The organism is Streptomyces sp. NPDC003393 (assembly GCF_053589015.1).
The window spans coordinates 1-26,136 of sequence record NZ_JBSFRB010000059.1 but is presented as its reverse complement, the minus strand read 5'-3'; the positions used below and the strand labels follow the sequence as shown (position 1 = coordinate 26,136).

The window sequence follows — 26,136 nt, the reverse complement described above, 5'->3', positions numbered from 1 at the left end:
CGCCGGTGCGGCGGCCCGCCTCACAGTTCCGCGAGGTAGCCCGGAAGCCCGATGCCCGGGGCCAGGTCCGCGTCGGCGAGGGGAGTGCCGTACTGACTGCGGACCGGGATCACACCGGCCCAGTGGGGGAGGGCGAGGTCCTCGGGCTCGTCGTTCACACCGCCGGTCCGCAGCTTGGCGGAGACCTCCTCCAGGTCGAGCCGGAGCACGGCGGTGGCTGCCAGTTCCTTGGCATCGGCGGGGCGCGAGTCGGCCGCGCGGCCCGGCACCACGTGGTCGACCAGCGCGTCCAGCGCCGCCCGCTTCTCCTCGGGGCCGGTGACCTGGTGGGCGATGCCGTGCACCACGACGGAGCGGTAGTTGATCGAGTGGTGGAAGGCCGAGCGGGCCAGCACCAGGCCGTCGACGTGCGTGACCGTCAGGCAGACCGGCAGTCCCGGCTCGGCACCGCCCTGCCTGGCGGCGCTGGCCATGCGCAGTGGGCGCGAGCCCGTCGAGCCGTGCACGTAGAGCCGCTCGCCGACCCGGCCGTACAGCGTCGGCAGCACCACGGGGGTGCCGTCGCGCACGAAGCCGAGGTGGCAGACGTAGCCCTCGTCGAGTATCGCGTGCACCAGCTCCTTGTCGTACGACGCCCGGTCCGACGAACGGGTGGGGACGGTGCGCCCGGTGCGGGCGTAGGCGTCGGCGGTCGGCGCGGCGGGCTGCTCGGTCCCCTGCATTGCGGTCTCCATTGCACTAGTGCATAATCTGCTTTGTGCTAGGAGAATATCGGATCGAAGGGCGGCGCGCAGCGGAGATCGCGGCGAGCGTGGAGCGCGCGGTGGGTTCCGGTGACCTCGAACCCGGCCAACTCCTGCCGCCCATGCGCGACTTGGCGACCCGACTGGGGGTCAACGCGAACACGGTGGCGGCCGCGTACCGGGTGCTGCGCGAGCGTGGGGTCATCGAGACGGCCGGGCGCCGCGGCAGCCGGGTACGGCCCGCGCCCGCCACCACCGGGCGGGAGAACATCCGCGTGGACGTGCCCGAGGGCGTACGGGACGTCTCCAGCGGCAACCCGGATCCGGCACTGCTGCCGCCGCTGGCACCGGCGCTGGCCGCGGCCGCGGCCCAGGGCGACCGCGAGCCGGTGCTCTACGGGCATGTGGCCGTGGACCCGGAGCTGGCCCGCGACGCGCGTGCCGCGCTGGACGCCGACGGCGTGCCGGAGGGACCCGTCGCCGTCCTCTCCGGGGCGCTCGACGGCACGGAACGGGTGCTCGCCGCGCACCTGAAGCCGGGCGACACGGTCGCCGTCGAGGACCCGGGGTGGGGCAGCGTCCTCGACCTGGTGCCCGCCCTCGGCCTGCGCACCCGGCCCGTCGGAGTCGACGACGAGGGCCCCCTCGTCGACGACGTACGCCGAGCGCTCTCCGACGGCGCCCGCGCCCTGATCGTGACGGACCGCGCGCAGAACCCGACCGGTGCGGCGGTGAGCGCGACGCGCGCGCGTGCCGTGCGGGCCGTGCTGAGCGAGCACCCGGAGACCCTGCTGATCGAGGACGACCACGGCCACGGCATCGTCGACCTGCCCCTGCACCCCCTGGCCGGCACGACCCGGCACTGGGCCTTCGTCCGGTCGGTCGCCAAGGCGTACGGCCCCGATCTGCGGCTCGCCGTGCTCACCGGGGACGAGACCACCGTCGACCGGGTCCGCGGGCGGCAGCGGCTCGGGCCCGGCTGGGTGAGCCTGCTGCTGCAGCGCGCCGTCGTGCGGCTGTGGCGGGACGGGACGCCGGACACGCGGGCGGTGGCGGCGGAGTACGGAAGGCGGCGCGAGGCGCTGATCGGCGCGCTGGCCGAACGGGGGATCGCCGCGCACGGGCGCAGCGGGATGAACGTGTGGGTGCCCGTGCCGGACGAGACCGGTGCCGTCGCCCGCCTGCTGCACGCCGGCTGGGCGGTCGCCCCGGGCGCCCGGTTCCGGATGAGCGCGCCCCCGGGCATCCGCATCACCGTCTCGACCCTGCGGGACGACGAGACGGCGCCACTGGCGGACGCCGTGGCGGCGGCCCTCGGACCGGCGCCGGCGCGGAGCTACGTCTGACGGGGCGCCACCCGTGCGAAGTCACGTCTGACGGGGTGGCACCCCATGCGAAGTCACGTCTGACGGGGTGGCACCCGCGCGGAGCCACGTCTGACAGGGCGGCGCCCCCGCCGGGGACTGCGGGACAGCCGTTAGGCCTTGCCCGCGGGTTCGGGCCGTGAGGGCTTCGCCTCCGGCCGCTCGGACCGTGCCGCGGCGGCCCGGGCGGGGCGGTCTCCGCTCCTGGGACGGGCCTGCGTCAGGGCCGCGCCCGCGAGGACGATCACCGCGCCGACCGGAGTCGACCAGGCCAGCTGTTCGCCGAGGACCGCGACGCCCGCGGCGGTGGCGATGATCGGAACGAAGTAGGTGACCATCTGCGCGGTCGTCGGGCCGACCTCGGCGACCAGGCCGTACTGGACGAGCATCGCCACCCCGGTGCCCAGCGCGCCCAGCGCGGCGATCGCGAGCAGCGGCACCACGGACAGACGGCTCGGCAGGTCCGTGAACAGCGGGGTGACCACGGCCAGCTGCACCGTCGCCAGCAGCAGCTGGCCGCCCGTCAGCGACAGATGCGACTCGCCGGAGCCGGCCAGGGTGCGCCGGACGTAGATCCAGCCGACCGGGTAGCTCAGCGAGGCCAGCAGCGCCATCGCCGTGCCGCCCGCGTCCAGTCCGTGGAAGCCCTGCCAGGCGCCCAGCACCGTGAGCACCCCGAGGAAGCCCAGTCCGAGACCGGCCACCCGGACCCGGGTCGGGCGGTCCTCCGAGAGGGCCACGAGGGACAGGGCCATCCCCCACAGCGGTGAGGTCGCGTTGCAGATGCCCGCGAGGGTGGAGGGGATGGTCAGCTCCGAGTACGCGAACAGCGAGAACGGCAGGGCGTTGAGGAAGAACGCGGCGACCGCCAGGTGCCCCCAGAGGCGGGCGCCGCGCGGCAGCCGCTCCCGCTTCACCGCCATCGCCACCACGAGCACCGCCGTGCCGAACACCAGACGCCCCAGGGTCACCTGGAAGGGCGCGAAGCCCCGCGTGCCCACCTTCATGAACAGGAAGCTGAATCCCCAGATCAGCGAGAGGAAGGCGAAGCGGACCCGCCAGTGCGGGGGCCGGCGGGCCCGTCCGGCCGGGACGGAGGGAGGCGGTGACGAGACGGTCGCGGTGCTCATGGTCGTACGATGCCTGCTTGCGACCTCGTAGCACAATCGAGAATTTTCCCGCGATACCTCGTAGCCTCTCTTACATGTTGAATCTGGAGCGCCTGCGCACCCTCGACGCCCTGGCCCGACACGGCTCGGTCAGCGGGGCGGCGGACGGACTGCATGTGACCACCTCGGCCGTCTCGCAGCAGATGGCGAAGCTGGAGCGGGAGGTCGGCCAGCAGCTCCTGGCCAGGAACGGCCGCGGGGTGCGGCTCACCGACGCGGGCCGGCTGCTCGCCGAGCACGCGGCGCGCATCCTCTCACAGGTCGCGGTGGCCCAGTCCGACCTGGAGGCACAGCGGGGGCAGGTGGTCGGGGAGCTGCGGCTGGGCGCGTTCCCCACGGCCGCGCGTGGGCTCTTCCCCACGGCGCTGTGCCATCTGCGCGCACGGCATCCGGGTCTCAGCGTCACCACCGACGAGGTCGAGCCCGCGCTCGCCGTGCGCGCCGTGCTCCGCGGTGACGTGGACCTGGCGGTCGTGCTCGACTGGTACAACAAACCGCTGCCCGTGCCCGACGGGCTCACCCGGGCACCGATCCTCGACGACGCCGCCGACGTGGCCCTGCCCGCCGGACACCCGTACGCGGACCGTGCCGAGGTCGACCTGGAGGACTTCGCCGAGGACGACTGGATCACCTGGCGGGACGCGGAGTTCTGCCACGAGTGGCTGCTGGACACCCTGCGTTCCAAGGGCGTCGAGCCGCGCATCGCGCACCGGGCCGAGGAGCACGCCACCCAGCTCGCCCTGGTCGGCGCCGGACTCGGCGTGTGCGTGGCGCCGCGGCTCGGGCGCGGGCCGCTGCCCGCCGGGGTGCGGACCGTCCCCGTACGGCAGGCGGTGCGGCGGCACGTCTACGCCGTCTGGCGCGCCGATGCCGACCGCCGCCCCTCGATCCGCGCGGCGGTCGACGCGCTGCGGACGGCGGGGGAGCAGATCGACTGAGGCCCTCGGCGTCCGGTCGGTTCACCCCGGGCCGAGCTTGCGGAAGTCCCAGGAGACGGTCTTCTCGGGAGTCAGCCGGACCCAGGCGTGCCGGCCGTCGTGCGGCATCTCCTCCAGGCCGAAGTACTTGCGCGCGAACAGCGTCTCGGGGACGTCGAGTTCCGCCCGCAGCTCTCCGACGCGTGGCACCTCCCCGACGAACTCGGCCGTGCCGGACAGTTCGACGCCGCGCAGCTGGTCGTACTCCTCGCCCGTGTCGACCACGACCGCCACCCGGGGATCGCGACGCAGATCCGCCCAGCGCCTGCTGCGCACCACCGAGTACAGCCACAGCGAGGTGCCGTCCCAGGCGAACCACAGGGCACTCACGTGCGGGGCGCCGCCGGGCGACACCGTGGCCACCCGGCAGGTGCGCTGCGCGGTGAGGAACGCGTCCAGCTCGCCCGGAGTCATCATGATCTTCCGGCCCCGGCGCTGTGTGACGGTCATGCGGCCGCTTCTTCTCCTCTTCGGCGTGAGCGGGTGCTGGTTCGGTGTGAGCAGGTGCTGTTTCGACGAGAGCGTACGGCGCCTCGCCGGGAGTTGACGCCGCCTCGGCACGAACTGGTGTCGCGGGCGCCTCAGGCCAGCTTGATCTCGTCGCCGGAGACCGTGATGTCCTTCGCGGGCAGCGGCTGGGTGGCGGGGCCCTTCTTCACGCTGCCGTCGGCCGCCGAGAACTGGCTGCCGTGGCAGGGGCAGCTGATCACGCCGCCGGCGATCCCGGTCACCGCGCATCCCTGGTGGGTGCACTTCGACGAGAACGCCTTGAACTGCCCCTGAACCGGCTGCGTGACCACCACGCCCTCCTTGGCCAGGATCTTGCCGCCGCCCTCGGGGATGTCGCCGGTCTTCGCGAGTACCGCCCCGGAGGGGCCGGCCGCGCCCCCGCCGCCCGCGTCACTGCCGTTCTGGGTGGTGGCCGAGCCCGACGACGACGAGTCGTCCGATCCGCACGCGCTCAGCGCCACGGCGAGCCCCGCCGCGCCCACCGCCGCCACGACGGTACGGCGGGCCGGTGCCCCCTGGGACTGAAGCGATTCGCTGGTCATGCCGACGTCTCCCCTTAGCGCAGACTTCATGGGCGGACCCCGTGGTCCGCCCGGAACCTCGTGATCCGAGTGGTGATCCGTACAGGGGTACGGGCGCCGGGCGCCGGGCGTTCAGACGACGGCGAGAATTGTGCGGAGAGGCCAGTAGCCTGGGGCGATGCTCAAGGAAGTCACCGCCACCCGGTTCATCACACCGCTGCGCGAGGGCGGCTCGCTGCCGGGACTCGTCGAGGCCGACGACTTCGGGACGTACGTCCTGAAGTTCACCGGCGCCGGCCAGGGCCGCAAGACGCTCGTCGCCGAGGTGGTGTGCGGCGAACTCGCCCGCCGGCTGGGACTGAGGGTGCCCCGCCTGGTGGCGATCGGCCTCGCTCCCGTGCTGGGGCTCGGCGAACCCGACGAACAGGTGCAGGAGTTGCTCAGGTCCAGTGGCGGCACCAACCTCGGGATGGACTTCCTCTCCGGCGCGCTCGGCTTCGACCCGCTCGCCTTCCCGGTGGACCCGGAGGAGGCCGGACGGATCGTCTGGTTCGACGCGCTGGTGGGCAACGTGGACCGCTCCTGGCGCAACCCCAACCTGCTCAGGTGGCGTGGCGGGCTGTGGCTCATCGACCACGGCGCGACCATGATCTGGCACCACAACTGGCCCGGCGCCGAGGCCTCCGCGGCCCGCCCGTACGACGCCTCCGACCACGCCCTCGCGTCCTTCGGCCCGGACCTCGCCGCCGCCGCGGCCCGGCTCGCGCCCCTGGTCACCGAGGACCTGCTCGCCGAGGTCACCGCCGAGATCCCCGACGTCTGGCTGGCCGGCGAACCCGGCTTCGACACCCCGGACGAGCTGCGCCGGGCCTACGCCCGCCCGCTGCTCGCCCGGGCCGCCGTCATCCATGAACGCATCACCGGCATCGAGGGGGCCAAGTGAGCGACCACCACATCATCGGCGGCCGCCAGGCGGGCGAGCGCCACATCACCAGGGCCGGCCAGGGCGGCGACCGCGACGTCTTCGAGTACGCCGTGCTGCGTGTCGTACCGCGTGTCGAGCGTGGCGAGTGCATCAACGCGGGCGTGATCGTCTACTGTCGCGCCCGGTCCTACGTCGGCGCCCGCACCCATCTGGACGAGGCCCGCCTGCTCGCCCTCGACCCGGACGCGGACGTGGCCGGTGTGCGGGCGGTGCTGCGCGCCGTGGAGGGCGTCTGCGCCGGCGGGGACGCGGCCGGGCCGGCCGCCCGCGACGAGGCCGGGCGCCGGTTCCGCTGGGTGATCGCACCCCGCTCGACGGTCGTCCAGCCCGGTCCCGTGCACACCGGGCTGACCACCGACCCGGCCGCCGAGACCGAGCGGTTGCTGGACCTCCTGGTGAGGTAATGGATCACACCGGCACCCTGTGTCGTTGACACCGCGTGCCGGGGCTTCTAGCGTCACGTTCCACCGAAGGTACTAAGCGGTCGCTCACCGCACACCAGGTTCTCTCAAGGGCGAGGAGAAGCAGCAATGTCCAGCACTGAGCAGCGGGTAGCCGTCGTCACCGGTGCCGCGCGCGGCATCGGCGCCGCCACCGCCGTACGACTGGCCGCCGAAGGCCGCGCGGTCGCCGTGATCGACCTCGACGAGGCCGCCTGCAAGGACACCGTGGAGAAGATCACCGCGGCGGGCGGCAGGGCCGTCGCGGTCGGCGCCGACGTCTCGGACGAGGCGCAGGTCGAGGCGGCGATCGCCCGTGTCGCCCAGGAACTCGGCGCGCCGACCATCCTCGTCAACAACGCGGGCGTGCTCCGCGACAACCTGCTGTTCAAGATGAGCGTCTCCGACTGGGACACCGTCATGAACGTGCACCTGCGCGGCTCGTTCCTGATGACCCGGGCGGTGCAGAAGCACATGGTGGACGCGGGCTTCGGCCGCATCGTCAACCTTTCCTCGTCCTCCGCGCTCGGCAACCGCGGCCAGGTCAACTACTCGGCCGCCAAGGCGGGCCTGCAGGGCTTCACCAAGACCCTCGCCAAGGAACTCGGCAAGTTCGGCATCACCGCCAACTCCGTCGCCCCCGGGTTCATCGCCACCGAGATGACCAAGGCCACCGCCGAACGCGTCGGCATGAACTTCGAGGACTTCAAGGCCGCCGCCGCCACCCAGATCCCGGTGCAGCGCGTGGGCGAGCCCGAGGACATCGCCAACGCGATCGCCTTCTTCACGGACGACGCGGCCGGCTTCGTCTCCGGCCAGGTGCTCTATGTCGCCGGCGGACCGCTCAACTAAGGGAACGGACAAATGACTTCCGTGGAACCGACCGGCAAGGTCGCCCTCGTCACCGGTGCCAGCCGCGGTATCGGCTACGGCGTCGCCGAGGCGCTCGTGGCCCGGGGCGACCGGGTGTGCATCACCGGCCGCAACGAGGACGCCCTGAAGGAGGCCGTCGAGAGGCTCGGCGCCGACCGGGTCATCGGCGTCGCGGGCAAGGCCCACGACGAGGCCCACCAGGCCGAGGCCGTCGAACACGTCATGGAGGTGTTCGGCCGCGTCGACTTCCTGGTCAACAATGCCGGGACCAACCCGGTGTTCGGCCCGATCGCCGACCTCGACCTGAACGTGGCCCGCAAGGTCTTCGAGACCAACGTCGTCTCCGCCCTCGGCTTCGCCCAGCGCACCTGGCACGCCTGGCAGAAGGACAACGGCGGGGCGATCGTCAACATCGCCTCCATCGCCGGCCTCGCGCCCTCGCCCTTCATCGGCGCCTACGGCGTCAGCAAGGCCGCGATGATCAACCTGACCCAGCAGCTGGCGCACGAGTTCGCGCCCCGCGTGCGGGTCAACGCGATCGCGCCGGCCGTGGTGAAGACCAGGTTCGCGCAGGCCCTGTACGAGGGGCGCGAGGAGGAGGCGGCCGCGGCCTACCCGCTCGGGCGGCTCGGCGTGCCCTCCGACATCGGAGGGGCGGCCGCGTTCCTCACCTCCGAGCAGTCCGACTGGATCACCGGCCAGACACTCGTCGTCGACGGCGGCATGTTCCTCAACGCCGGGGTCGGCTGACGTTCCGGAAGAACCGGCCCGGGGCCGTTTCCGTTTCGGCCGGGGAATTCCTTGCCCGAGTTCGTTCCTCTTCGTTCCTCTTCGGCAAGGAATTCCTCGTTCCTCTTGACGGAAACGGCCCCACTGTCATTCCAGGACCGCTGGCAGAGCGGCATGACAACGTAGTCAGTCACGCGCTGATCAAGACCATCTTCATTGCGGGTTCACGGAGGGGAAAGCCGCGGTATGGTCTGCCGACCGTTGGTACGGCGGATCGAGGAGCGTGCGCGTGTTCAACCGGAAGCGATGTCTGCGGCCCGCGGTGGTGATGGCGTCCATATCCCTCGTGGCCGGGTGCAGCGTCTTTTCCGACGACGATCCCGACAGTGCGGGACCCATCGTCGTGGGGACGACCAGTGCTCCCAGCACGCTGGACCCGGCGGCGTCATGGGACGGCTCCTGGGAGTTGTTCCGGAACATCTACCAGACGCTGCTGGCCTACCCCAACGGTGCGACCACACCCCAGCCCGACGCCGCGCGCAGCTGCCGGTTCACCGACACCTCCAACCGCGTCTACCGCTGCGAACTACGATCCGGCATGAAGTTCGCCGACGGGCACGCCCTGGACGCCCAGGCGGTCAAGTACTCCATCGACCGCATCCGGAACATCAACGCGCCCGGTGGCCCCGCCGGGCTGCTCGGCAGTCTGGACCGGGTGCAGGTGGCCGGCGACCGGGACGTCGTCTTCCGGCTCAACAAGCCCGACGCGACCTTCCCGTTCGTGCTCGCCACCCCCGCCATGTCGATCGTCGACCCCGACGACTACCCGGCGCACGCCCTGCGCAAGGACGGCAAGGTCTTCGGCTCCGGGCCCTACACGCTGAAGTCGTACCAGGACGGCAAGCAGGCCGAACTGGTCAGGAACGGCAACTACCAGGGGTACGCCGAGCGCAAGAACGATGCGGTGACCATCCGCTACTTCCAGGACTCCGCCACCATGGTGAAGGCGCTGCGGGACGGCAGCATCGACGTGACCTACCGCGGTCTGGCCGCCGACGACGTCGTCGCCCTCCAGGGCAAGGGCTCGGAGGACCTGCAACTCGTCGAGGGCGCGAGCGCGGACATCAACTACCTGGTGTTCAACCCGAAGGACTCCTGGGCGGCCAAGCGGGCCGTGCGCAAGGCCGTCGCCCAGATCGTGGACCGGCCGGCGATCGCCCACACCGTCTACAAGGACACGGTCGACCCGCTGTACTCCATGGTCCCCAAGGGACTGACCGGCCACACCACGGACTTCTTCGACGACTTCGGCGACCCGAGCGTGCCCAAGGCCCGCGAGATCCTCACCGAGGCGGGCATCACCCAGAAGGTCCCGCTCACCCTCTGGTACACCAGTGACCGCTACGGTTCCGAGACCGCCGAGGAGTTCCAGGAGCTCAAGCGGCAACTGGACGACTCCGGCCTGTTCACGATCACCCTGAAGAGCCGGCCCTGGAAGACCTACGTCGCCGGCTACCAGAAGGGCGAGTACCCGGTGTTCGGACGCGGCTGGTCCCCGGACTTCCCCGACGCCGACAACTTCATCGCCCCGTTCGTGGGGCAGCAGAACGCGCTCGGCACCCCGTACCCGACGCCCGAGATCACCAAGGTGCTGCTGCCCGAGTCGCGGCGCGAGAGCGACCGCGGGAACGTGGTGAAGGAGTTCGAGCAGGCCCAGCAGATACTGGTGCGCGACGCACGGCTGCTGCCGCTGTGGCAGGGCAAGCAGTACGTGGCCGCCAGCGACGACATCTCGGGCGGCGAACGGTCGCTCGACCCGTCGTCGATCATGATGATGTGGGAGCTGTCCCGCAAGACCAGCTGGTAGGGCGGAGCGAGCCTCCGAGTGCGGGAACCGGTTGCCGGAGGCAGGACTTCGGGCTCCGGCGACAGCCGCCGGACTGCCGGGGCGGGGCGCCGTTGTCAGTGGCCGCCTGTAGGTTCGGTGCCCTGGAAGTGACCGCACATCGTGAGGACGTGACGTGACCGACATCGCCATGCTGCCCGAGTCCTGGCGCGGGGTTCTGGCCGACGAGCTGCAGCAGCCGTACTTCAAGGAGCTGACCGAGTTCGTCGAGGAGGAGCGGGCGAAGGGTCCCGTCTATCCGCCGCGCGAGGAGGTCTTCGCCGCGCTGGACGCCACGCCGTACGACAAGGTCAAGGTGCTGATCCTCGGGCAGGACCCGTATCACGGCGAGGGACAGGGGCACGGCCTGTGCTTCTCGGTGCGTCCCGGGGTGCGGATCCCGCCCTCGCTGCGCAACATCTACAAGGAGATGCTCGAGGAGCTGGGCACGCCCGTCCCGGACAACGGCTACCTCATGCCGTGGGCCGAGCAGGGCGTACTTCTGCTGAACGCGGTGCTGACGGTGCGCGGCGGCGTCGCCAACTCCCACAAGGGGCGCGGCTGGGAGAAGTTCACCGACGCCGTGATCCGCGCGGTGGCCGACCGGCCCGACCCGGCGGTGTTCGTCCTGTGGGGCAACTACGCCCAGAAGAAGCTCCCCCTGATCGACGAGACGCGGCACGTGGTCGTCAAGGGCGCGCACCCGTCGCCGCTGTCGGCGAAGAAGTTCTTCGGCTCCCGCCCCTTCACCCAGATCAACGAGGCGGTGGCCCGCCAGGGCCACGAGCCGATCGACTGGCGCATTCCGAACCTGGGCTGAGAGCCGGGCGGGGGCGCGGCTGGTTCAGGGGACGGGGCGGACGGTGCGCGGGATCCGGCGGGGTCCGGGGAGGAGCGACCGGGACACGCCGGAGCCGGCTCCACCGGCCCCGGCCCCGGTTCTGGTCCGGCCGCATCCGGTTCCGCCCGGTTCCGTCCGGCCTCGTCCCGGTTCCCGTCCGGCCTCGTCCGATCCCGGCGTCCAGTCCCTGGCTCCGCCGAAATCTCGGGCGGACCCTGCCTCCGCGCCTGCCCGTCCTGGGTCCCGGACCGGTCCCGATATGTCCCGGGCGGGTCCGCGGGGCCTGCCCGGATCGCCGTATGTGGGGTGCCGGACCCGCGTCTTCGGGGGGATTCGGGCCGTTGGGCCCTAACGTCGGGGGAGTCGGGTCGGGGACAGCGCTGGAGGCCGTGGTGACGGAACGACAGGAGCAGGCGGCGTCGGACGCCGTGCTGACGCGGATCGGGCAGTGCATCATGTTGCACCACGCCGGTGACCGCGAGGAGGCACGGGTGCGGTTCCTCGGCCTGTGGCGCGAGATCGGCGAGGACGGCGATCCGCTGCACCGCTGTACGCTGGCCCATTACATGGCGGACACCCAGGACGACCCCTCCGACGAACTGGCCTGGGACCTCAGGGCACTGTCGGCGGCGGAGGAGCTCACGGACGACCGGCTCGCCGAGCACGAGGGCGCGCCGGCGGCCCGCGCCCTGTATCCGTCCCTCCATCTGAACCTCGCCGCCGACTATGTGAAGCTGGGCCGCTGCGAGGCGGCACGCAGCCATCTCCACCGTGCCCGTGATGCGGCCGACGCCCTCGCCGACGACACCTACGGAGACGGAGTCCGTGCGGCGATCCACCGGATGGAACTGCGGCTGGGCGAGGGCGACGTCTCCGGCCGCGGGGAGGAACCCGAGGGGCCGCCGCGCCGGCCGTTCTGAGGGCTGTCCCGTTGTCCGCGGTGGATCAGCGCGCGGCGTCGGATGCCGGGGGCGCCTCCCACGCCGTTCAGGCAGTGGGGGAGCATCGCACGGCGGGGGGACGTCCGCACGCTGGGCGTATGCGGATGGTCCGACAACGTGGCGAGGTGCCGTAGCCGGCGTCGCGCGCCCGCCGGGGATTGCGGGACAGCCCTGAGTGCGGTGTCCGGCGCGCTGAGGCGTCAACGGCCGTATGTCCGGCCGCAGATGCGTGCCTCGGGACTGTCCGGGCGCCAGCCGCCGTACTGCCTGCCGAGGGCGCAGACGCCGGGGTTCGACGGCGCCGCGTGGGTGCCGGAGGGGGCTTCGGAGTGCGGTGGCCCTGGCGGACGCTGGTGCCCGGGGTCCGGGTGCCGCTCGTGGAGGTGGGGATGGGCGGCGGAGCGCCGGTTCGGGGGTTGCGGCTGCTGCCCGGGCGGCTCGGGGGCCGGGCGGGTCTGCGGGGGCGCCGTGAGGTCCGCCGGGGCGCCCGGGCGCGCGGTCGGGCGCGGGGATGCGGGCGGTGCGACGCGTTGCAGGGCCTCCTGGGCGGGTGCCTGGACGGGGCGTGGCGCGGTGCTGCCGTCCGGGCGCGGCGCCCGGGGTGCGGAGGGTGCCGCGGCCGGGCCGGACACGGGCGGCCGCTGGACCGTGACGCAGCCGGTGAGGGCCGCGACTGCCACGGTGACCAGCAGCGTTGCGGTGGTCGTCGTTCGATGCACGCGCGCAACTCTGCTGGGTCCGGACCGTCGTCGGCCGGGGGACGGGGCCCAGGATGCCCCGCACGGGTGATCTCCGGCCCCGTAGGGGGTGCCGGCGCCACACGCGGCTGACGCCCCGGGCCGGCGCCGCCCCCGACCCGGCGGCGCCCGGCGCGTCGGCCGACGTGCCGTTCGTTCAGTCCCCGGTCGCTCCGTCCAGGCGCTCGCGCAGCAGGTCGGCGTGGCCGTTGTGGCGGGCGTACTCCTCGATCATGTGGGTGTAGATCCACCGCAGGTTGAACGGCTTGTCGGTGAGCCTGCCGTGGCGTCGGGACATCTCGTCCAGGCCGATGCCGGCGGCGCCGCGCCGGGCGGCCTCGATCTCGGCCTGCCAGGTGGCGTACGCCTCGGCCCAGGTGTCCTTCTCGGTGACGTGGAAGTCGCCGTCGGGGTCATGCTCGCTGTAGTAGATCGGTGCCGGCTCCGCTCCTGCCAGCACGACGCGGAACCAGTGCCGTTCCACCTCGGCCATGTGCCGCACCAGCCCCATCAGGGACAGACCGGACGGCTCGGCGGACCTGGTGCGCAGCTGTTCGTCGGTCAGGCCCTGACACTTCCACGCCAGCGTCTGCCGGTGGTAGTCCAACCAGCCTTCCAGCATGGTGCGTTCGTCGGCGTCCTGGGCGGGCTCTTGGCGTTCCTCCGTCGTCATGTCCCGATCCTGGCGCAGCCCGGCCTCGTCGCACCACGGCTTTTCCGGCGCCGCGTCATCCGGCGCCGAACATCCCCTCCAGCAGTTCCCGCAGGCTCGCCCGCACCTCGTCGAGCTCCGGCACGCGGGCGTGGAAGGTGCCGGCCACGCAGGAGAACATCAGCCCGTCCGCCCAGGCGATCAGGGACAGCACGTGCCGGTCCGGGTCGGCCGAACCCATCGCCGTGACCAGGCTGCCGAGCTGTTCGCGGAAGTAGGCGCCCGCGGCGTCGAAGTGGGAGCGCAGCTCGGGGCGGCGGGTGGCCTCCAGGGCCAGCTCGTAGCGGGCGAGGGTCAGTTCGCGGTTCCGGGTCAGCGTGCGGTGCGTGGCCAGCGCCAGCCCGTCCACCAGCGCGTCGAGGCCGCCGGTCCGCGGGTCCGGAAGCTCGTGCGGCGCCAGCACCCGCGCCTCCCGCTCGGCCAGCCGTCGCACCGCCAGATCGAGCAGGGCCTGGCGGGTGCGCGCCAGGTTCGACGTGGAGCCCTGCGGCAGCCCGGCCGCCTCGTCGACCGCCCGGTGTGTCAGGCCGCGCATCCCGCGCTCGGCGAGCAGGGCGAGGGCGGCGTCGGCCACGCGATCGGCGCGCGAGACGTTCGCGGGGGCTGGAGCTGCGGACATGGGGGCCAACCTACCCGGCGACTACGCCCGTAGTGCATGGGACCGCGCGTTCCACCGTGCGCGCTCCACGACGAGTGCCGGACCATGCGCGTTCCACTACGCCCGTAGCGCGTCCGGCACTACATCCGTAGTACCGTCGAGACGTCGTCGCACTACAGGTGTAGTCTCGTTGTGCTGGAGGAGCCATGTCCCCGTCCCGTCCCTCGCGCGTCGTCGTCATCGGCGGCGGCATCGGAGGGCTCGCCGCCGCCGCGGCCCTGCACCGGACCGGCCGGCAGGTCACCGTGCTGGAGCGGGCCCGCTCGCTGGAGCCTGCCGGCGCGGCCATCTCGGTGTCGCCGAACGCCCTGCGCGCCCTGGACGTCCTCGGCATCGGCGACCGGATCCGCGACCTGGCCGCCTGGCAGGGGGACGGCGGACTGCGCACGCCCGGCGGCCGCTGGCTCACCCGGACCGACGCCGCCGCGGCGAACCGGCGGTTCGGCGGCCCCTTGGTCCTGCTGCACCGCGCCACACTGATCGACAGCCTGGCCGGACTCCTGCCTGCCGAGGCTGTCAGGACCGCCACCGCCGCCGACCTCACCGACCCCGGCGACGCCCACCGCCCCGCCCGGGTGCGCCTTCCCGACGGCGAACTGGAGGCCGACCTGGTCGTGGCCGCCGACGGCATCGACTCCGCGGTCCGCCGGACGCTGTTCGCCGGCCATCCCGGGACCGTCTACTCCGGATTCACCACCTGGCGCATCGTGATCCCCGTGCCGGGCGTCGAGTTCGCCTCCCACGAGACCTGGGGCAGGGGCTGTCTCTGGGGCACGCACCCGCTCAAGGACGGCCGGGTGTACGCGTACGCCGCCGCCATGACACCCGCCCGGCAGCGGGCGGCCGACGACGAGCGGGCGGAACTCCTGCGCCGCTTCGGCCACTGGCACGAGCCGATCCCCGCGGTGCTCGCCGCCGCCCGCCCCGGCGACGTGCTCCGCCACGACGTGCATCACCTCGCCGAGCCGCTGCCCGCCTGCCACCGTGGCCGGGTCGCCCTCCTCGGCGACGCCGCGCACGCCATGCCGCCGACCCTCGGCCAGGGCGGCAACCAGGCCCTCGAGGACGCCGTCGTCCTCGCCCACCACGCCGACGACCTCGCCGCCTACACGGCCGCCCGGCTGCCCCGTACCACGGCCGTCACCCGCCAGGCGGTGCGCGTGGCCCGCGCGAACATGATGAGCAACCGCGCCGGGATCGCCGTACGGAACACGGTGATCGCCGCGCTGTCCAAGGCCCGGCCGGAACTGCTGCTGCGCGGTTTCGACGACATCGCCGACTGGCGGCCTCCGCAGTCGCCGTATGCTGCCGTGCACACGGGAAGCGTGGGAACAGGCGAGCGATGAGGGAGAGCACGTGAAGGTCGGCTGCATCGGACTGGGCGACATCGCGCAGAAGGCGTACCTGCCGGTGCTCGGCACCCAGCCGGGGATCGACCTGCATCTGCAGACCCGGACGCCCGCGACGCTCGAGCGCGTCGCCGATTCCCTGCACCTGCCCACCGGCCACCGCCACCGGACCCTGGACGACCTCCTGGCCCAGGACCTCGACGCCGCCTTCGTGCACGCCCCCACCGCCGTCCACCCCGAGATCGTCACCGGGCTGCTGGAGGCGGGCGTGCCGACCTACGTCGACAAGCCGCTCGCCTACGACCTCGCCGACTCGGCTCGGCTGGTCGCGCTCGCCGAGGAGCGGAACGTCTCCCTCATGGTCGGCTTCAACCGGCGCCACGCACCCGCGTACGCGCAGTGCGCCGACCACCCCCGCGAGCTGATCCTGATGCAGAAGAACCGCGTCGGGCTGCCCGAGGAACCCCGCACGATGATCCTCGACGACTTCGTCCACGTCGTGGACACGCTGAGGTTTCTGGTTCCGGGTCCGGTCGACGACATCACCGTGCGCGGCCGGATACGCGACGGACTGCTGCACCACGTCGTGCTGCAACTCGCCGGCGACGGGTTCACCGCGCTCGGCGTGATGAACCGGCTCAGCGGTTCGACCGAGGAGATCCTGGAGGTCTCCGGGCAGGACACCAAGCGCCAGGTGGTCAACCTGGCCGAGACCATCGACCACAAGGGCCAGCCGACCGTGCGCCGGCGCGGCGACTGGGTGCCGGTCGCCCGGCAGCGCGGTATCGAGCAGGCCGTGCTGTCCTTCCTCGACGCGGTGCGCGCGGGCAAGGTGCTCAGTGCCCGTGACGCGCTGGAGACGCACGAACTGTGCGAGCGGGTGGTGCGGGCGGTGCTGGAGCGCTGCGGCGCGGCCTGAGCGCCCGAGCCCCCTGCGTCGCGCAGAAGGCGGCCAGTACCAGCAGCGCCGCCTGCACCGGCCAGTCCCCGTGGCGGACGTACGGGGTGACGCCGTGCGCGGTCGGCACGTCGTACACCTCGGCCGCGCTCGCGTCCGTGCCGAGCCAGCGGCCGACGCGCTGTCCGCCGGGGCCGTAGACGGCGGACACCCCGGTCAGCGTCGCGTGCACCATGGGCCGGCCCGTCTCGGCGGCCCGCAGCGCGCCGAGCGAGGCGTGCTGCTCGGGAGCCCAGCTGTGCTGGAACGTGGAGGTCGACGACTGGGCGAGCAGCACTGCGGCGCCGTCGCGCGCCAGGTGCCGGCTCATGTCCGGGAACGCCGTCTCGAAGCAGACCAGCGGGCCGACCCGCAGCCCGTGACCCACGTTCATCACGACCTGCTCGCGGCCCCTCATACGGTCCTCGCCGGCGGCCTTGCCGACGGCGGTCGCCCAGCCGAGCACGGAACGCGCGGGCACGTACTCGCCGAACGGCACGAGCCGCATCTTGTCGTAGCGGTCACCGGTCGGGCCGTCCGGGCCGACGAGCACGGAACTCTTGTAGATGCCCGGCCGGCCGGCGCGCCGGGCGTCCACGTTGACCAGCACGTCGGCGCCCACCTCATGGGAGAGCGCGGCGATCCGCCGCGCCAGATCAGGTCGCTCGGTCAGGTCGAACCCGACGCTGGACTCGCCCCAGACGACCAGATCGACGTGCTGCCCCACCAGGGAGCGGGTCAGCCGCTCCTCCCGGTCGAAGCGCCGCTGCGCGCTCGCCGGGCCGTCCACCGTGCCCGGCTGTACGACGGCCACGCGGACCTGGCCGTCGACACCGGGGCGCGGCGCCCACACCCAGGCCGCCGAGGTCGCCGCCGCCGTGGCCACCAGCCCGGCCACGGCCGGCACCCGGGCCGCACGGACCGCGACGAGCACCGCGACGGCGACGTTCACCGCCACCACCAGGAAGCTCAGCAGCCACACCCCGCCGACCGAGGCCAGCCGCAGCGCGGGCGCGACCTGCCACTGGCTGGCCCCGAGCATCCCCCAGGGCCCGCCCAGCCCCTGCCAGGACCGCACGAGTTCGACCGCCAGCCAGCCGGACGGCAGCACGACGAGGGCCGCCGCGCACCGCGCCGGTGAGGGCAGACCGCCCAGGAACCGTCGCACCAACCACCCCCAGGGCCCCCACAGGGCACCGAGCAGCGCCGCGAGCACCAGCGTGAACACATGCAGGCTGGGCAGCAGCCAGTGGTGCACGGCCAGCATGAAGCCCAGCCCGCCGAACCAGCCGTCGCAGGCCGCCCGCCGCCCCGTCGGAGCGCTGCGGACGAGCAGGATCCCCGGCACCAGGGCGACGTAGGCGAACCACCACAGCGACGGCGCGGGGAAGGCGAACATGGGCAGTGCTCCCGCGAGTGCGGCGAGCACCGAACGCCGCCACGGGGAACCGAGCCAGTGGTCGAACCTCTGCATCGGATCAACGCCCTCCTACCCCGCCTGCCCCGTGGACGCCTCGGCCAGACCCGGTGTACGGCTCCAGTGTGCGTGCCCGCCACCGCTCCCGCCCAGGGCGCGTACTCCGTTCCCGGCGCCGGAAGAAGCCGTCGGTCCGCCCCCTGGCGCCCCCTGGCCGCCGGGGACGGCGTCACGGTCCCCGTCCGGCCTGCGGGAGTGAGAGGGGGTGGGGGTGGGCGGCCCGAGGAACGGCTGTATCGGCCGTCCGACGAGGTGCACAGGCGTCCGCGGGCCTAAGATGATCATATGAAGCGTCTTGTCACCGTCGTCACCGGCGGCAGCCGGGGCATCGGCGCCGCGATCTGCCGTCGGCTGGCGGCCGACGGGCACGACGTGGTGGTGGGGTACGTCAACGACACGCGGGCCGCGGAGACCGTCGCGGACGAGGTGCTGGAGTGCGGGGCGCGCAGCGTCATCGTGCGGATGGACACCTCGGTGGAGGCGGACGTCGAGCGGCTCTTCGCCACGGCGGAGGAGCGGCTCGGGCCGGTGACGGGGCTGGTGAACAACGCCGGGGTGACCGGACGGCTGGGCCGGCTCGCCGACACGGACACCGTCGACCTGCGCCGTGTCGTGGACGTCAACGTGCTCGGCACCCTGCTGTGCTGTCGCCGCGCCGCCCAGCTCATGGTGCCCCGCGGCAACGGCGTGATCGTGAACGTGTCGTCCGCTGCGGCCACGCTCGGCAGCCCCGGCGAGTACGTCCACTACGCCGCGTCCAAGGCGGCCGTCGACGCCCTGACACTGGGACTGGCCAAGGAACTCGGCCCGGACGGCATCCGCGTCAACGCGGTCGCGCCCGGCGTGATCGACACCGAGATCCACGCGGCGATGGGCGACCCGGACCGGGCCCGGCGCGCCGCGGGGACGATCCCGCTGCGTCGGCCGGGCCGGGCGGAGGAGATCGCCGCGGCCGTGGCCTGGCTGATGTCGCCCGACGCCTCCTACGCCTCGGGCACGGTGCTGCGGGTGTCGGGCGGGCGCTGAGGACGGCCGTGAGACGGCCCGTCGGCGGAGCGCGGGCGCCGCGAACGGTCCTGGGCGGTCGGCGGGCGGGGGCGAGGACGCCAGGCTGTCAGCGGGCTTGAGGAGGACGGGACAGGTCCCGAGATGGCCGTCCCGGACTCACGCCGCCTCGATCACCCGCCCGCGGATGGCGGCGGCCCACTCGACCACCAGCAGCTCGTACTCGGCGCGCTCCCGGGCCGACAGCGACCCGCCCGAACGCAGCCAGAGCGCCCGGATCTGCTCGTTCAGCTCCGCGGCGGACCGCACGGAACCAGGGGCCATGGAATCGGGGGACATGGACACAAGCCTAGGGCCAAGCGCTGACGCTGCGCTACCGGACGGCTACAGGATCCGCAGGGATCGGTCACGGCGGCGCGCGGCCGGCCGCCCGGCGACCGCCCGCCCGGCCCGCCGGGCCGACCGCGTGCGGGCCGGGCACACCGGCGCTCACCAGTGCCGCGACGAGGACCCGGGCGCCACCCCGTATCCCGCGAACGGCATGAAGCTCTTGGCCGAGATGCGCTTCACGAACCATGCGACGACGGTGTGTTCCCATCCGAAGATGATCACCGTGGCGAACAGGATCGGCTCCCATGGCACGCGGTCGCTGCCCCGTGCGTCCCTCAACGCGCAGGCGCCGCAGACCAGTACGACGGGAACGGCCGCCGGGCCGGAGCGACGGGCCGCCGCGTCCGACCGTGACGGAGCCGAGGATCACCGGACGGCCCATGTGGGTGGCCGCTACGCCGAAGGCCCGCGGAACCCGCGCAGTTGGTGGCGCTTGCGCCAGGTCACCGCCGCGCCGGCCAGCGCCGGTACGGCGATGCAGGCCATCGCGATCAGGAAGGCCGGCGACGTCGGCGCGGCGGCGCGGGAGCCCGCGACGACGTAGGCGGCCGTGTTCGGGACCGAGCCGAGCGCCGTCGCCAGCAGGAACGCGGGCCAGCCCATGCGGGAGACGGCGGCGCAGTAATTCGCCGCCCAGAAGGGCACCCCGGGGAACAGCCGGGCCGCCAGCATCGAGCGGAAACCGTGCCTGCTGAGCTGCCCGTCCGCCGCCTTCAGCAGCCGGCCGCGCAGCAGCGGCCGCAACGCGTCCTGACCCAGCACCCGGCCCAGTCCGAAAGCCACCCCGGCGCCCAGCACCGTACCGGCCAGTGCTGCCGCGAGCCCGAGCTGAGAACCGAACAGGGCGCCCGCGGCGAGGTTCAGCAGCGGTCGAGGCACGAACGCCACCGTGCACAGACCGTAGGCCGCGGCGAACACGAGGGCCGCCGCGGCCCCGCCCAGCTGCGGTGGCCAGCCGTGCGCCAGCAGTCGCTGCGGCTGGAACAGCAGCACGCACGCACCGGCCGCGGCGAGCAGCACCAGCAGCAGCGACAGCCGCGACCAGGGCGACAGCAGCGTTCTCGCGCAGCGCGCGGTCAGGCCGAGCGCGACCGGCGGGACCGCGGGGACGGCGACGGCCTGCTTCGTGACGGCGGCCCGGGGAGAGGCCGTGGCGGTGCCCCCAGAGCGGGTGGTGGCATCGAGCATCTGGTGACATTAACCGACAGGTGTGCCTGATCGCCGCATGGGCCGTCTCCCAAGTGTCCCGAGCACACCTCATGAGTCACTGACGTCCCGTCAACATCCTGGCACTCCGAAAAGCATTCGACCCGCGGCGCGGACTCGGCGATGATCGACCCCATGTTCCGGCACGCCTTCCTCCTCGCAGCATCCGCCGCCGCGGATGCTCCGAAGGCTGCCGTGCTGATCCTCGTGGCCGCAGTCGACGGCGCCCGAAGCTGACCCTCTCCGGATCGTCCGGCGGACCCCGCAGGGGGAGGGTCGGAGAGTCCTCGGGGTCCCGTATTCCTTCACCGCTGAAAGGCTTCGAGGTACAGCTGTGTCCAAGACCGCGTACGTACGCACCAAGCCGCATCTGAACATCGGCACGATGGGCCATGTCGACCACGGCAAGACCACCCTGACCGCCGCCATCACCAAGGTCCTGGCCGAGCGCGGCACCGGTACGTTCGTGCCGTTCGACCGCATCGACCGGGCCCCGGAGGAGGCCGCCCGCGGCATCACCATCAACATCGCGCACGTCGAGTACGAGACCGACACCCGGCACTACGCGCACGTGGACATGCCGGGCCACGCCGACTACGTCAAGAACATGGTCACCGGCGCCGCCCAGCTCGACGGGGCGATCCTCGTCGTCTCCGCGCTCGACGGGATCATGCCGCAGACCGCCGAGCACGTGCTGCTCGCCCGACAGGTGGGCGTCGACCACATCGTCGTCGCCCTCAACAAGGCCGACGCCGGCGACGAGGAACTCATCGACCTGGTCGAGCTGGAGGTGCGCGACCTGCTCACCGCGCACGGCTACGGCGGCGAGGCGGTACCCGTCGTACGGGTCTCCGGGCTGAAGGCGCTGGAGGGCGAGCCGCGGTGGACGGCGTCCATCGAGGCGCTGCTCGACGCGGTGGACACCTACGTGCCCATGCCGGAGCGGTACCTGGACGCGCCGTTCCTGCTGCCGGTGGAGAACGTGCTGACCATCACCGGCCGGGGCACCGTCGTCACCGGCGCGGTGGAGCGCGGCACCGTTCGCGTCGGCGACCGGGTGGAGGTGCTGGGTGCGGAGACGGAGACGGTGGTCACCGGCCTGGAGACCTTCGGCAAGCCCATGACGGAGGCGCAGGCAGGGGACAACGTCGCGCTTCTGCTGCGCGGTGTCCCGCGCGACGCGGTCCGCCGCGGCCACGTCGTCGCGGCCCCGGGCAGCGTGACACCCAGGCGGCGCTTCAGCGCGCAGGTGTACGTCCTCTCGGCGCGCGAGGGCGGCCGCACGACACCGGTGGCCACCGGCTACCGCCCGCAGTTCTACATCCGCACCGCGGACGTGGTCGGCGACATCGACCTCGGCGAGGCGGCGGTCGCGCGGCCCGGGGACACGGTCGCGATGACGGTGGAACTGGGACGCGAGGTGCCCCTGGAGCCGGGGCTCGGCTTCGCCATCCGCGAGGGCGGCCGGACCGTCGGCGCGGGCACGGTGACCGCCGTGGAGTGAACGAGGCGTGCCGAGGCAGCCGACGGTGCGGGCCGGAGAAGTCCGGCCCGCACCCGGCGAGCCGCTCGGCGGGCGTCCGGCACCGTGACGGGCGGGCGGCCGGTACGGGGCGGCGCGCACCGGGGTACGGACCGGCACAATGGATCCGTGACCGAGCCCATACCCGTGACCCGCGCCGTCGATCACGGGACCGCCAAGCTGATGCCCGACATCGACCGCGAACGGGCCTGGCTGCTCACCGTGGACGGGGCGCCGCAGTCCTACGTCGACCTGGACGAGCCCACGCACCTGGAGTTCGAGTACGCGCGCCGGCTCGGCCACGTCCTGGACACCTTCGGGGAACCGGGCCGCCCGCTGGACGTCCTGCACCTGGGCGGCGGCGCGCTCACCCTGCCCCGCTACGTGGCCGCCACCCGCCCCGGATCCCGGCAGCAGGTCGTCGAGGCCGACCGGGCCCTGCTGGAGCTGGTCGTCAGCCACCTCCCGCTGTCGCAGGACGCGGGCACGGCGCTGCACACCGCCGACGCCCGCGCCTGGCTGGAAGCGGCCCCGGCCGACTCCTCGGACGTGCTGATCGCCGACGTCTTCGGCGGCTCCCGGGTCCCGGCCCATCTCACGACCCTCGCCTACGCCCGTGAGGCCGAGCGAGTGCTGCGCGCCGACGGGATCTACCTCGCGAACCTCGCCGACGCCGCGCCCTTCGCCTTCCTGCGCTCCCAACTCGCCACGTTCGCCACGCTGTTCGAGGAGCTGGCGGTGATCGCCGAACCCGGAGTGCTGCGCGGCCGGCGTTTCGGCAACGCGGTGCTCATCGCCGCGCACCGCCCCGTGGACACGGCCGTCCTGGCCCGGCGAACCGCCGCCGACGTCTTCCCCGCCCGGGTCGAACACGGCGCCGCCCTGCGCGAGTTCATCGGCGCGGCCGCCGCGGTCGGCGACGAGGACGCCGTACCCTCACCCGAGCCTCCGGGCGGGACGTTCAGCGTCGGCTGAGCGCTCGCCCCGCCCGCGGCCCGGTCAGCCGGTCGGGTCCCCGTGGAGCCGGACCGTGCTGAGGATCTTCATGACGGTGGCGTCGGGCAGCTCGTCCTTGACGCCCTTGGCGCCGTAGAGGGTCCAGGAGACGAAGTCGCCCTGCGAGTTCTTGAAGGCGAAGCTGGTCGCCTTGCCGTCGGTGTCGCACTTGTGCGTCTTCGGCACGCCCACGGTGAACGAGGTCGCCACGCTGCCCTTCACACCGGACTTCGTGGTGTAGGGCTTCGCCTTGCCGATCTTCAGATACTTCTTGGCGGCGTCACTCTGGTTGGTGTAGCCGCCGAAGGCGAACGCGGCGGCGTCCCCCCGGGCGATGCCGGCGGTGTCCTTGCCGCCGTTCTCACCCTTGGTGCCGCTGGACGCCAGGGAGCTGGTCTCCTTGGAACCGTCCTTGTCGTCGTCGGACGAGCACCAGCTCTCCTTCAGGAAGGCGGGCGCGGAGAACACGATGTAGGGAGAGCCGTCGCCCTTCTTCTTGTCCTCGAATCCGCTGACCACCCCGGGGGAGTCGACCTTCCAGTCCGGCGGGACGTCGAAGGCCGTGCCGTGCTTGGGATTGACGACGACCTTCCAGCCGGGGATCACCGGCTTCTCGGTCTCGGTGCCGCGCGGGTTGTCGCCCGTCGTGCTGTCGGACGGGCTCGCGCCGGTCGACACGGAAGCCGAGGCGGACGGGCTCGCCTTGCCGTCGGTCCTGCCGCCGTCGGCCTTGTCGTCCTTGTCGCCGCCGAGAACCAGGAATCCGGTCACCCCGGCCGTCACCACCACGGCGGTCGCGGCGATGATCGCGACGAGCTTCGTCCGGTTGCCGCTGCCACCGCCGCCGGTCGGCGGCTGCGGCCCGGTCACGGGGGTAGGGGCGCCCCACTGCGGCTGCTGCTGCGGCGGCTGGGTGTAGGGGTTGGGCTGTTGGTACCCGGGCTGCTGATACGGATTCGGTTGCTGGTAACCCGGTTGCTGATACGGGTTGTTCTGCGGGTTCTGCTCGCCCCCGGGCGGCTGCTGTCCTGGCCACATGGGCAGCAACCCTAGGGGGCCGGAGACACGATTCGGTCACCGGGCCTTGTCAGGGACGCACCAGATCGGCGGACACGGTGCCGGGATCGCTCTGGTCAGGCGTGCTACTCGCAAGTAACATGGCGCCATGAGCGCAGATCAGATGTCGATCGGCGAGTTGCTCGCCGCCACGGTGCCGATGGTTCGGACCCTGAACCTCGAGTACCTGGAGACGACTCCGGAGCGGGCCGTGCTGTCCCTGCCGGACCAGGACGAGTACCGCAACCACGTCGGCGGACCGCACGCCGGGGCGATGTTCACGCTGGGCGAGTCGGCCAGCGGGGCGATCGTCCTCGCCGCCTTCGGCGACCAGCTCTCGCGCGCCGTGCCGCTGCCGGTGAACGCCGAGATCGCGTTCAAGAAGATCGCCCTCGGCCCGGTCAGGGCCACCGCGACCCTCGGCCGTCCCGTCGCCGAGGTCGTCGCCGAACTCGACGAGGGCCGGCGCCCCGAGTTCCCGGTGACCGTGCGGATCCAGCGTGAGGACGGCGCCGTCACCAGCGAGATGACGGTCGTGTGGACGCTGCGGCCGAACAGCTGAGCGGCGTCGCACCGCCCCGCCGGCCGGCGCTCCGGTCCCGTCTCCGGCCAGGGACAGGGCCGGAGTTGGGGTTTTCGTGCCTCATCCGGCCCTGTCCGTCCGGACCTCGGGGCCCCGCGCGGGGGGGATTTTCGAATGGGGGTACGGATACTCGCGGTAACTCCCCTGGCATTTCCGGGCATTGTCACTTCGGCCTTTCGAACTCCTTGTTTCCCGTGAGTAGCGTGTGCGAAAGTGAGCCTCCCCTGCGGGAAAGGCGATGACCGGCCTCCCTTTCCCGGTCAGGTGCGCACCCGTCCGGCACCCGCGTCTCCTGGACGTGTTCCGCGTGCCGTCCTGCGGCCTGAAAGGAAAAGGTCCAGTGCAAGCCCCCCACCCCCCACGCCCTCCCTATCCGCCCCACCCCGGTGTGGCCACGACCGAGTCCGACCGCCATCTCGTCGCCCGGCTGCGGGATCCCGACGGCGGCCACCACGCCGTGGCGCTGCTGCTCGCCCGGCACTGGCGGGCGACCTACGACTACGCCGCCATCTGCCTTGCGGCGCCGGGCGATTCGGCGGCCATGGTGGCCACCGCCGCCTTCCGGCAGGTGCTGCGCCGGCTGACATCCGGCGCGGTCGGCGGCGCCCTGCGCCCGCAACTCCTCGTCGCCGCCCGGGAAACCGTACGGGAATGGGCCGCCGACGAGGCGGCATGCGCCGTACTGCCGGAACTGAGCAGGCCTTCGGGAGGTCGTGGTCTTCGCGCGGTGAAGTCCATGACGCCCGAAAGGCGATTGCTGGCGGAAAGGGCTTTCCTGGCGCTTCCCGGCGCTTTCCAATGCCTGTTGTGGCACACCGAGGTCGAAGTTGAACCCATAACTATTCCGTCGGGTCTGCTGGCGATGGACGCCGACGGCGCGGCGGGCACGCTGGAGCAGGCACGGGAGCAATTCCGGGCAGGTTGTCTGCGCGCCCACCGGGACCTCGCGCCGAGCGGTGAATGCCGGTACTACAACCGTCTTCTGGACGTTCCCCCGCGCCGCGGCGGGACGCTGCTCCCCGACGTCCGGCAGCACCTGCGCGCCTGCCGGCACTGTCGGCACGCGGCCGAACAACTCGGTCACTTCGACGGCGGCCTGCGCGTCCTGCTCGCCGAGGCCGTGCTCGGCTGGGGTGCCCGCCGCTATCTGGACTCCCGGTCGGCGCGCGCCGCGGCCACCGTAACCGGCCCGTCCACCGCCGCCGTCCCCGCCCTGAGGACTCACCGCGCCTCCGGGCCGAGGGGCACCGCCCGCGGCGGCCGTCGAGGCGCCGCCCGTACCGCCGGTGTCCGCAACGGCCCGTTCTCGGGAGGTACCGGCCCGTGGCGCGGACACGGGCCGGGGCGCGGGCCTGGGAGCCGGCACCGCACGGTTCTGGCGGTGGCGATCGGACTCACCTCCCTCGTCCTGCTCGCCGCCCTTCTGGCGGCCTGTTAGCCTCGCGCTTTCACGAGGTGGGCTGTCCGGCAGGCGGTCAGGAAAGCAGAAAGTGCCTCTGACCAGCAAGAATGAGGATTGTCGAGGTCCTT

28 protein-coding genes are annotated in these 26,136 nt (G+C 72.7%); 16 read left to right on the top strand and 12 right to left on the bottom strand.

Going from position 1 to position 26,136, the window contains the following annotated elements:
* Window positions 1-20 precede the first annotated feature (20 nt).
* Window positions 21-722 (bottom strand): pyridoxamine 5'-phosphate oxidase family protein, encoded by a 702-nt coding sequence (locus ACWDUZ_RS35620; RefSeq protein ID WP_451635983.1) that lies wholly within the window; start codon window positions 720-722, stop codon window positions 21-23.
* A 35-nt stretch (window positions 723-757) separates the two neighbouring features.
* On the opposite strand from ACWDUZ_RS35620, the gene ACWDUZ_RS35615 reads away from it, so the two are divergent.
* The gene (locus ACWDUZ_RS35615; RefSeq protein WP_451635967.1) at window positions 758-2,089 is read left to right on the top strand and encodes an aminotransferase class I/II-fold pyridoxal phosphate-dependent enzyme; all 1,332 of its coding nucleotides are present in this window, start codon (window positions 758-760) and stop codon (window positions 2,087-2,089) included.
* 131 nt (window positions 2,090-2,220) lie between these two features.
* Here the strand turns inward: ACWDUZ_RS35615 and ACWDUZ_RS35610 are convergent, their stop codons facing one another.
* Window positions 2,221-3,237 carry a DMT family transporter gene (locus ACWDUZ_RS35610; protein WP_451635966.1) on the bottom strand — a complete coding sequence of 339 codons (1,017 nt, stop codon included), beginning with the start codon at window positions 3,235-3,237 and terminating at the stop codon, window positions 2,221-2,223.
* 74 nt (window positions 3,238-3,311) lie between these two features.
* On the opposite strand from ACWDUZ_RS35610, the gene ACWDUZ_RS35605 reads away from it, so the two are divergent.
* On the top strand, window positions 3,312-4,214 hold the full coding sequence (locus ACWDUZ_RS35605) for a LysR family transcriptional regulator (protein WP_451635965.1): 903 nt from the start codon (window positions 3,312-3,314) through the stop codon (window positions 4,212-4,214).
* Between the two features lie 21 nt (window positions 4,215-4,235).
* Here ACWDUZ_RS35605 and ACWDUZ_RS35600 read toward each other — a convergent pair whose 3' ends face one another.
* Both ACWDUZ_RS35600 and ACWDUZ_RS35595 read right to left on the bottom strand, forming a co-directional pair.
* The gene (locus ACWDUZ_RS35600) at window positions 4,236-4,703 is read right to left on the bottom strand and encodes a pyridoxamine 5'-phosphate oxidase family protein (RefSeq protein ID WP_451635964.1); all 468 of its coding nucleotides are present in this window, start codon (window positions 4,701-4,703) and stop codon (window positions 4,236-4,238) included.
* Between the two features lie 131 nt (window positions 4,704-4,834).
* Window positions 4,835-5,305 carry a Rieske (2Fe-2S) protein gene (locus ACWDUZ_RS35595; RefSeq protein ID WP_451635963.1) on the bottom strand — a complete coding sequence of 157 codons (471 nt, stop codon included), beginning with the start codon at window positions 5,303-5,305 and terminating at the stop codon, window positions 4,835-4,837.
* A gap of 157 nt (window positions 5,306-5,462) precedes the next feature.
* On the opposite strand from ACWDUZ_RS35595, the gene ACWDUZ_RS35590 reads away from it, so the two are divergent.
* The 7 genes from ACWDUZ_RS35590 to ACWDUZ_RS35560 all read left to right on the top strand — a co-directional run bounded on the left by ACWDUZ_RS35590 (window position 5,463) and on the right by ACWDUZ_RS35560 (window position 11,957).
* Window positions 5,463-6,227 (top strand): HipA family kinase, encoded by a 765-nt coding sequence (locus ACWDUZ_RS35590; protein ID WP_451635962.1) that lies wholly within the window; start codon window positions 5,463-5,465, stop codon window positions 6,225-6,227.
* The gene (locus ACWDUZ_RS35585) at window positions 6,224-6,673 is read left to right on the top strand and encodes a DUF3037 domain-containing protein (RefSeq protein ID WP_451635961.1); all 450 of its coding nucleotides are present in this window, start codon (window positions 6,224-6,226) and stop codon (window positions 6,671-6,673) included. Before ACWDUZ_RS35590 ends, ACWDUZ_RS35585 begins: the two co-directional genes overlap by 4 nt.
* A 126-nt stretch (window positions 6,674-6,799) precedes the next feature.
* A complete protein-coding gene (gene fabG, locus ACWDUZ_RS35580) occupies window positions 6,800-7,561 on the top strand; it encodes a 3-oxoacyl-ACP reductase FabG (protein WP_451635960.1) in 762 nt (253 codons plus the stop codon).
* Window positions 7,562-7,573: 12 nt separating this feature from the next.
* Complete coding sequence (locus ACWDUZ_RS35575; RefSeq protein ID WP_451635959.1) at window positions 7,574-8,332, top strand: SDR family oxidoreductase; 759 nt, start codon at window positions 7,574-7,576, stop codon at window positions 8,330-8,332.
* 262 nt (window positions 8,333-8,594) lie between these two features.
* Window positions 8,595-10,178 carry an ABC transporter substrate-binding protein gene (locus ACWDUZ_RS35570; RefSeq protein ID WP_451635958.1) on the top strand — a complete coding sequence of 528 codons (1,584 nt, stop codon included), beginning with the start codon at window positions 8,595-8,597 and terminating at the stop codon, window positions 10,176-10,178.
* Window positions 10,179-10,332: 154 nt separating this feature from the next.
* Entirely contained in the window at window positions 10,333-11,016 is a 684-nt protein-coding gene (gene ung / locus ACWDUZ_RS35565; protein WP_451635957.1) for a uracil-DNA glycosylase, read from the top strand.
* 413 nt (window positions 11,017-11,429) lie between these two features.
* Window positions 11,430-11,957, top strand: coding sequence for a hypothetical protein (locus tag ACWDUZ_RS35560; RefSeq protein WP_451635956.1), 528 nt, complete (start codon window positions 11,430-11,432; stop codon window positions 11,955-11,957).
* Window positions 11,958-12,178: 221 nt separating this feature from the next.
* Here ACWDUZ_RS35560 and ACWDUZ_RS35555 read toward each other — a convergent pair whose 3' ends face one another.
* From ACWDUZ_RS35555 to ACWDUZ_RS35545, 3 genes are all read right to left on the bottom strand, one after another.
* Entirely contained in the window at window positions 12,179-12,697 is a 519-nt protein-coding gene (locus ACWDUZ_RS35555; RefSeq protein ID WP_451635955.1) for a hypothetical protein, read from the bottom strand.
* A gap of 175 nt (window positions 12,698-12,872) precedes the next feature.
* Window positions 12,873-13,388, bottom strand: coding sequence for a DinB family protein (locus tag ACWDUZ_RS35550; protein WP_451635954.1), 516 nt, complete (start codon window positions 13,386-13,388; stop codon window positions 12,873-12,875).
* Between the two features lie 55 nt (window positions 13,389-13,443).
* Window positions 13,444-14,046 (bottom strand): TetR/AcrR family transcriptional regulator, encoded by a 603-nt coding sequence (locus ACWDUZ_RS35545; RefSeq protein ID WP_451635953.1) that lies wholly within the window; start codon window positions 14,044-14,046, stop codon window positions 13,444-13,446.
* 185 nt (window positions 14,047-14,231) lie between these two features.
* On the opposite strand from ACWDUZ_RS35545, the gene ACWDUZ_RS35540 reads away from it, so the two are divergent.
* Together ACWDUZ_RS35540 and ACWDUZ_RS35535 are read left to right on the top strand one after the other, a co-directional pair.
* Window positions 14,232-15,431 (top strand): FAD-dependent monooxygenase, encoded by a 1,200-nt coding sequence (locus ACWDUZ_RS35540; RefSeq protein ID WP_451635952.1) that lies wholly within the window; start codon window positions 14,232-14,234, stop codon window positions 15,429-15,431.
* Between the two features lie 10 nt (window positions 15,432-15,441).
* Entirely contained in the window at window positions 15,442-16,353 is a 912-nt protein-coding gene (locus ACWDUZ_RS35535; RefSeq protein WP_451635951.1) for a Gfo/Idh/MocA family protein, read from the top strand.
* Here ACWDUZ_RS35535 and lnt read toward each other — a convergent pair.
* Window positions 16,271-17,845, bottom strand: a complete 1,575-nt coding sequence (lnt, locus tag ACWDUZ_RS35530) for an apolipoprotein N-acyltransferase (protein ID WP_451635950.1) — start codon at window positions 17,843-17,845, stop codon at window positions 16,271-16,273. The two genes, ACWDUZ_RS35535 and lnt, sit on opposite strands and share 83 nt — an antisense overlap.
* A 288-nt stretch (window positions 17,846-18,133) precedes the next feature.
* On the opposite strand from lnt, the gene ACWDUZ_RS35525 reads away from it, so the two are divergent.
* On the top strand, window positions 18,134-18,874 hold the full coding sequence (locus ACWDUZ_RS35525; protein ID WP_451635949.1) for an SDR family NAD(P)-dependent oxidoreductase: 741 nt from the start codon (window positions 18,134-18,136) through the stop codon (window positions 18,872-18,874).
* Window positions 18,875-19,012: 138 nt separating this feature from the next.
* Here ACWDUZ_RS35525 and ACWDUZ_RS35520 read toward each other — a convergent pair whose 3' ends face one another.
* From ACWDUZ_RS35520 to ACWDUZ_RS35510, 3 genes are all read right to left on the bottom strand, one after another.
* Window positions 19,013-19,192: a hypothetical protein gene (locus tag ACWDUZ_RS35520; RefSeq protein WP_451635948.1), complete on the bottom strand. Its 180-nt coding sequence runs from the start codon at window positions 19,190-19,192 to the stop codon at window positions 19,013-19,015.
* Between the two features lie 150 nt (window positions 19,193-19,342).
* On the bottom strand, window positions 19,343-19,495 hold the full coding sequence (locus ACWDUZ_RS35515; protein ID WP_451635947.1) for a hypothetical protein: 153 nt from the start codon (window positions 19,493-19,495) through the stop codon (window positions 19,343-19,345).
* 141 nt (window positions 19,496-19,636) lie between these two features.
* A complete protein-coding gene (locus tag ACWDUZ_RS35510) occupies window positions 19,637-20,431 on the bottom strand; it encodes a TVP38/TMEM64 family protein (RefSeq protein WP_451635946.1) in 795 nt (264 codons plus the stop codon).
* Window positions 20,432-20,783: 352 nt separating this feature from the next.
* Between ACWDUZ_RS35510 and tuf the strand changes: the two genes are divergently transcribed.
* Together tuf and ACWDUZ_RS35500 are read left to right on the top strand one after the other, a co-directional pair.
* Complete coding sequence (gene tuf, locus ACWDUZ_RS35505) at window positions 20,784-21,953, top strand: elongation factor Tu (RefSeq protein WP_451635945.1); 1,170 nt, start codon at window positions 20,784-20,786, stop codon at window positions 21,951-21,953.
* A 147-nt stretch (window positions 21,954-22,100) separates the two neighbouring features.
* Window positions 22,101-22,946 carry a spermidine synthase gene (locus ACWDUZ_RS35500; protein WP_451635944.1) on the top strand — a complete coding sequence of 282 codons (846 nt, stop codon included), beginning with the start codon at window positions 22,101-22,103 and terminating at the stop codon, window positions 22,944-22,946.
* A gap of 24 nt (window positions 22,947-22,970) precedes the next feature.
* Here the strand turns inward: ACWDUZ_RS35500 and ACWDUZ_RS35495 are convergent, their stop codons facing one another.
* Window positions 22,971-24,005: a hypothetical protein gene (locus ACWDUZ_RS35495; protein WP_451635943.1), complete on the bottom strand. Its 1,035-nt coding sequence runs from the start codon at window positions 24,003-24,005 to the stop codon at window positions 22,971-22,973.
* Between the two features lie 142 nt (window positions 24,006-24,147).
* Between ACWDUZ_RS35495 and ACWDUZ_RS35490 the strand changes: the two genes are divergently transcribed.
* Both ACWDUZ_RS35490 and ACWDUZ_RS35485 read left to right on the top strand, forming a co-directional pair.
* Window positions 24,148-24,585 (top strand): DUF4442 domain-containing protein, encoded by a 438-nt coding sequence (locus ACWDUZ_RS35490; protein WP_451635982.1) that lies wholly within the window; start codon window positions 24,148-24,150, stop codon window positions 24,583-24,585.
* 409 nt (window positions 24,586-24,994) lie between these two features.
* Complete coding sequence (locus tag ACWDUZ_RS35485) at window positions 24,995-26,044, top strand: hypothetical protein (RefSeq protein ID WP_451635942.1); 1,050 nt, start codon at window positions 24,995-24,997, stop codon at window positions 26,042-26,044.
* Window positions 26,045-26,136: the final 92 nt, after the last annotated feature.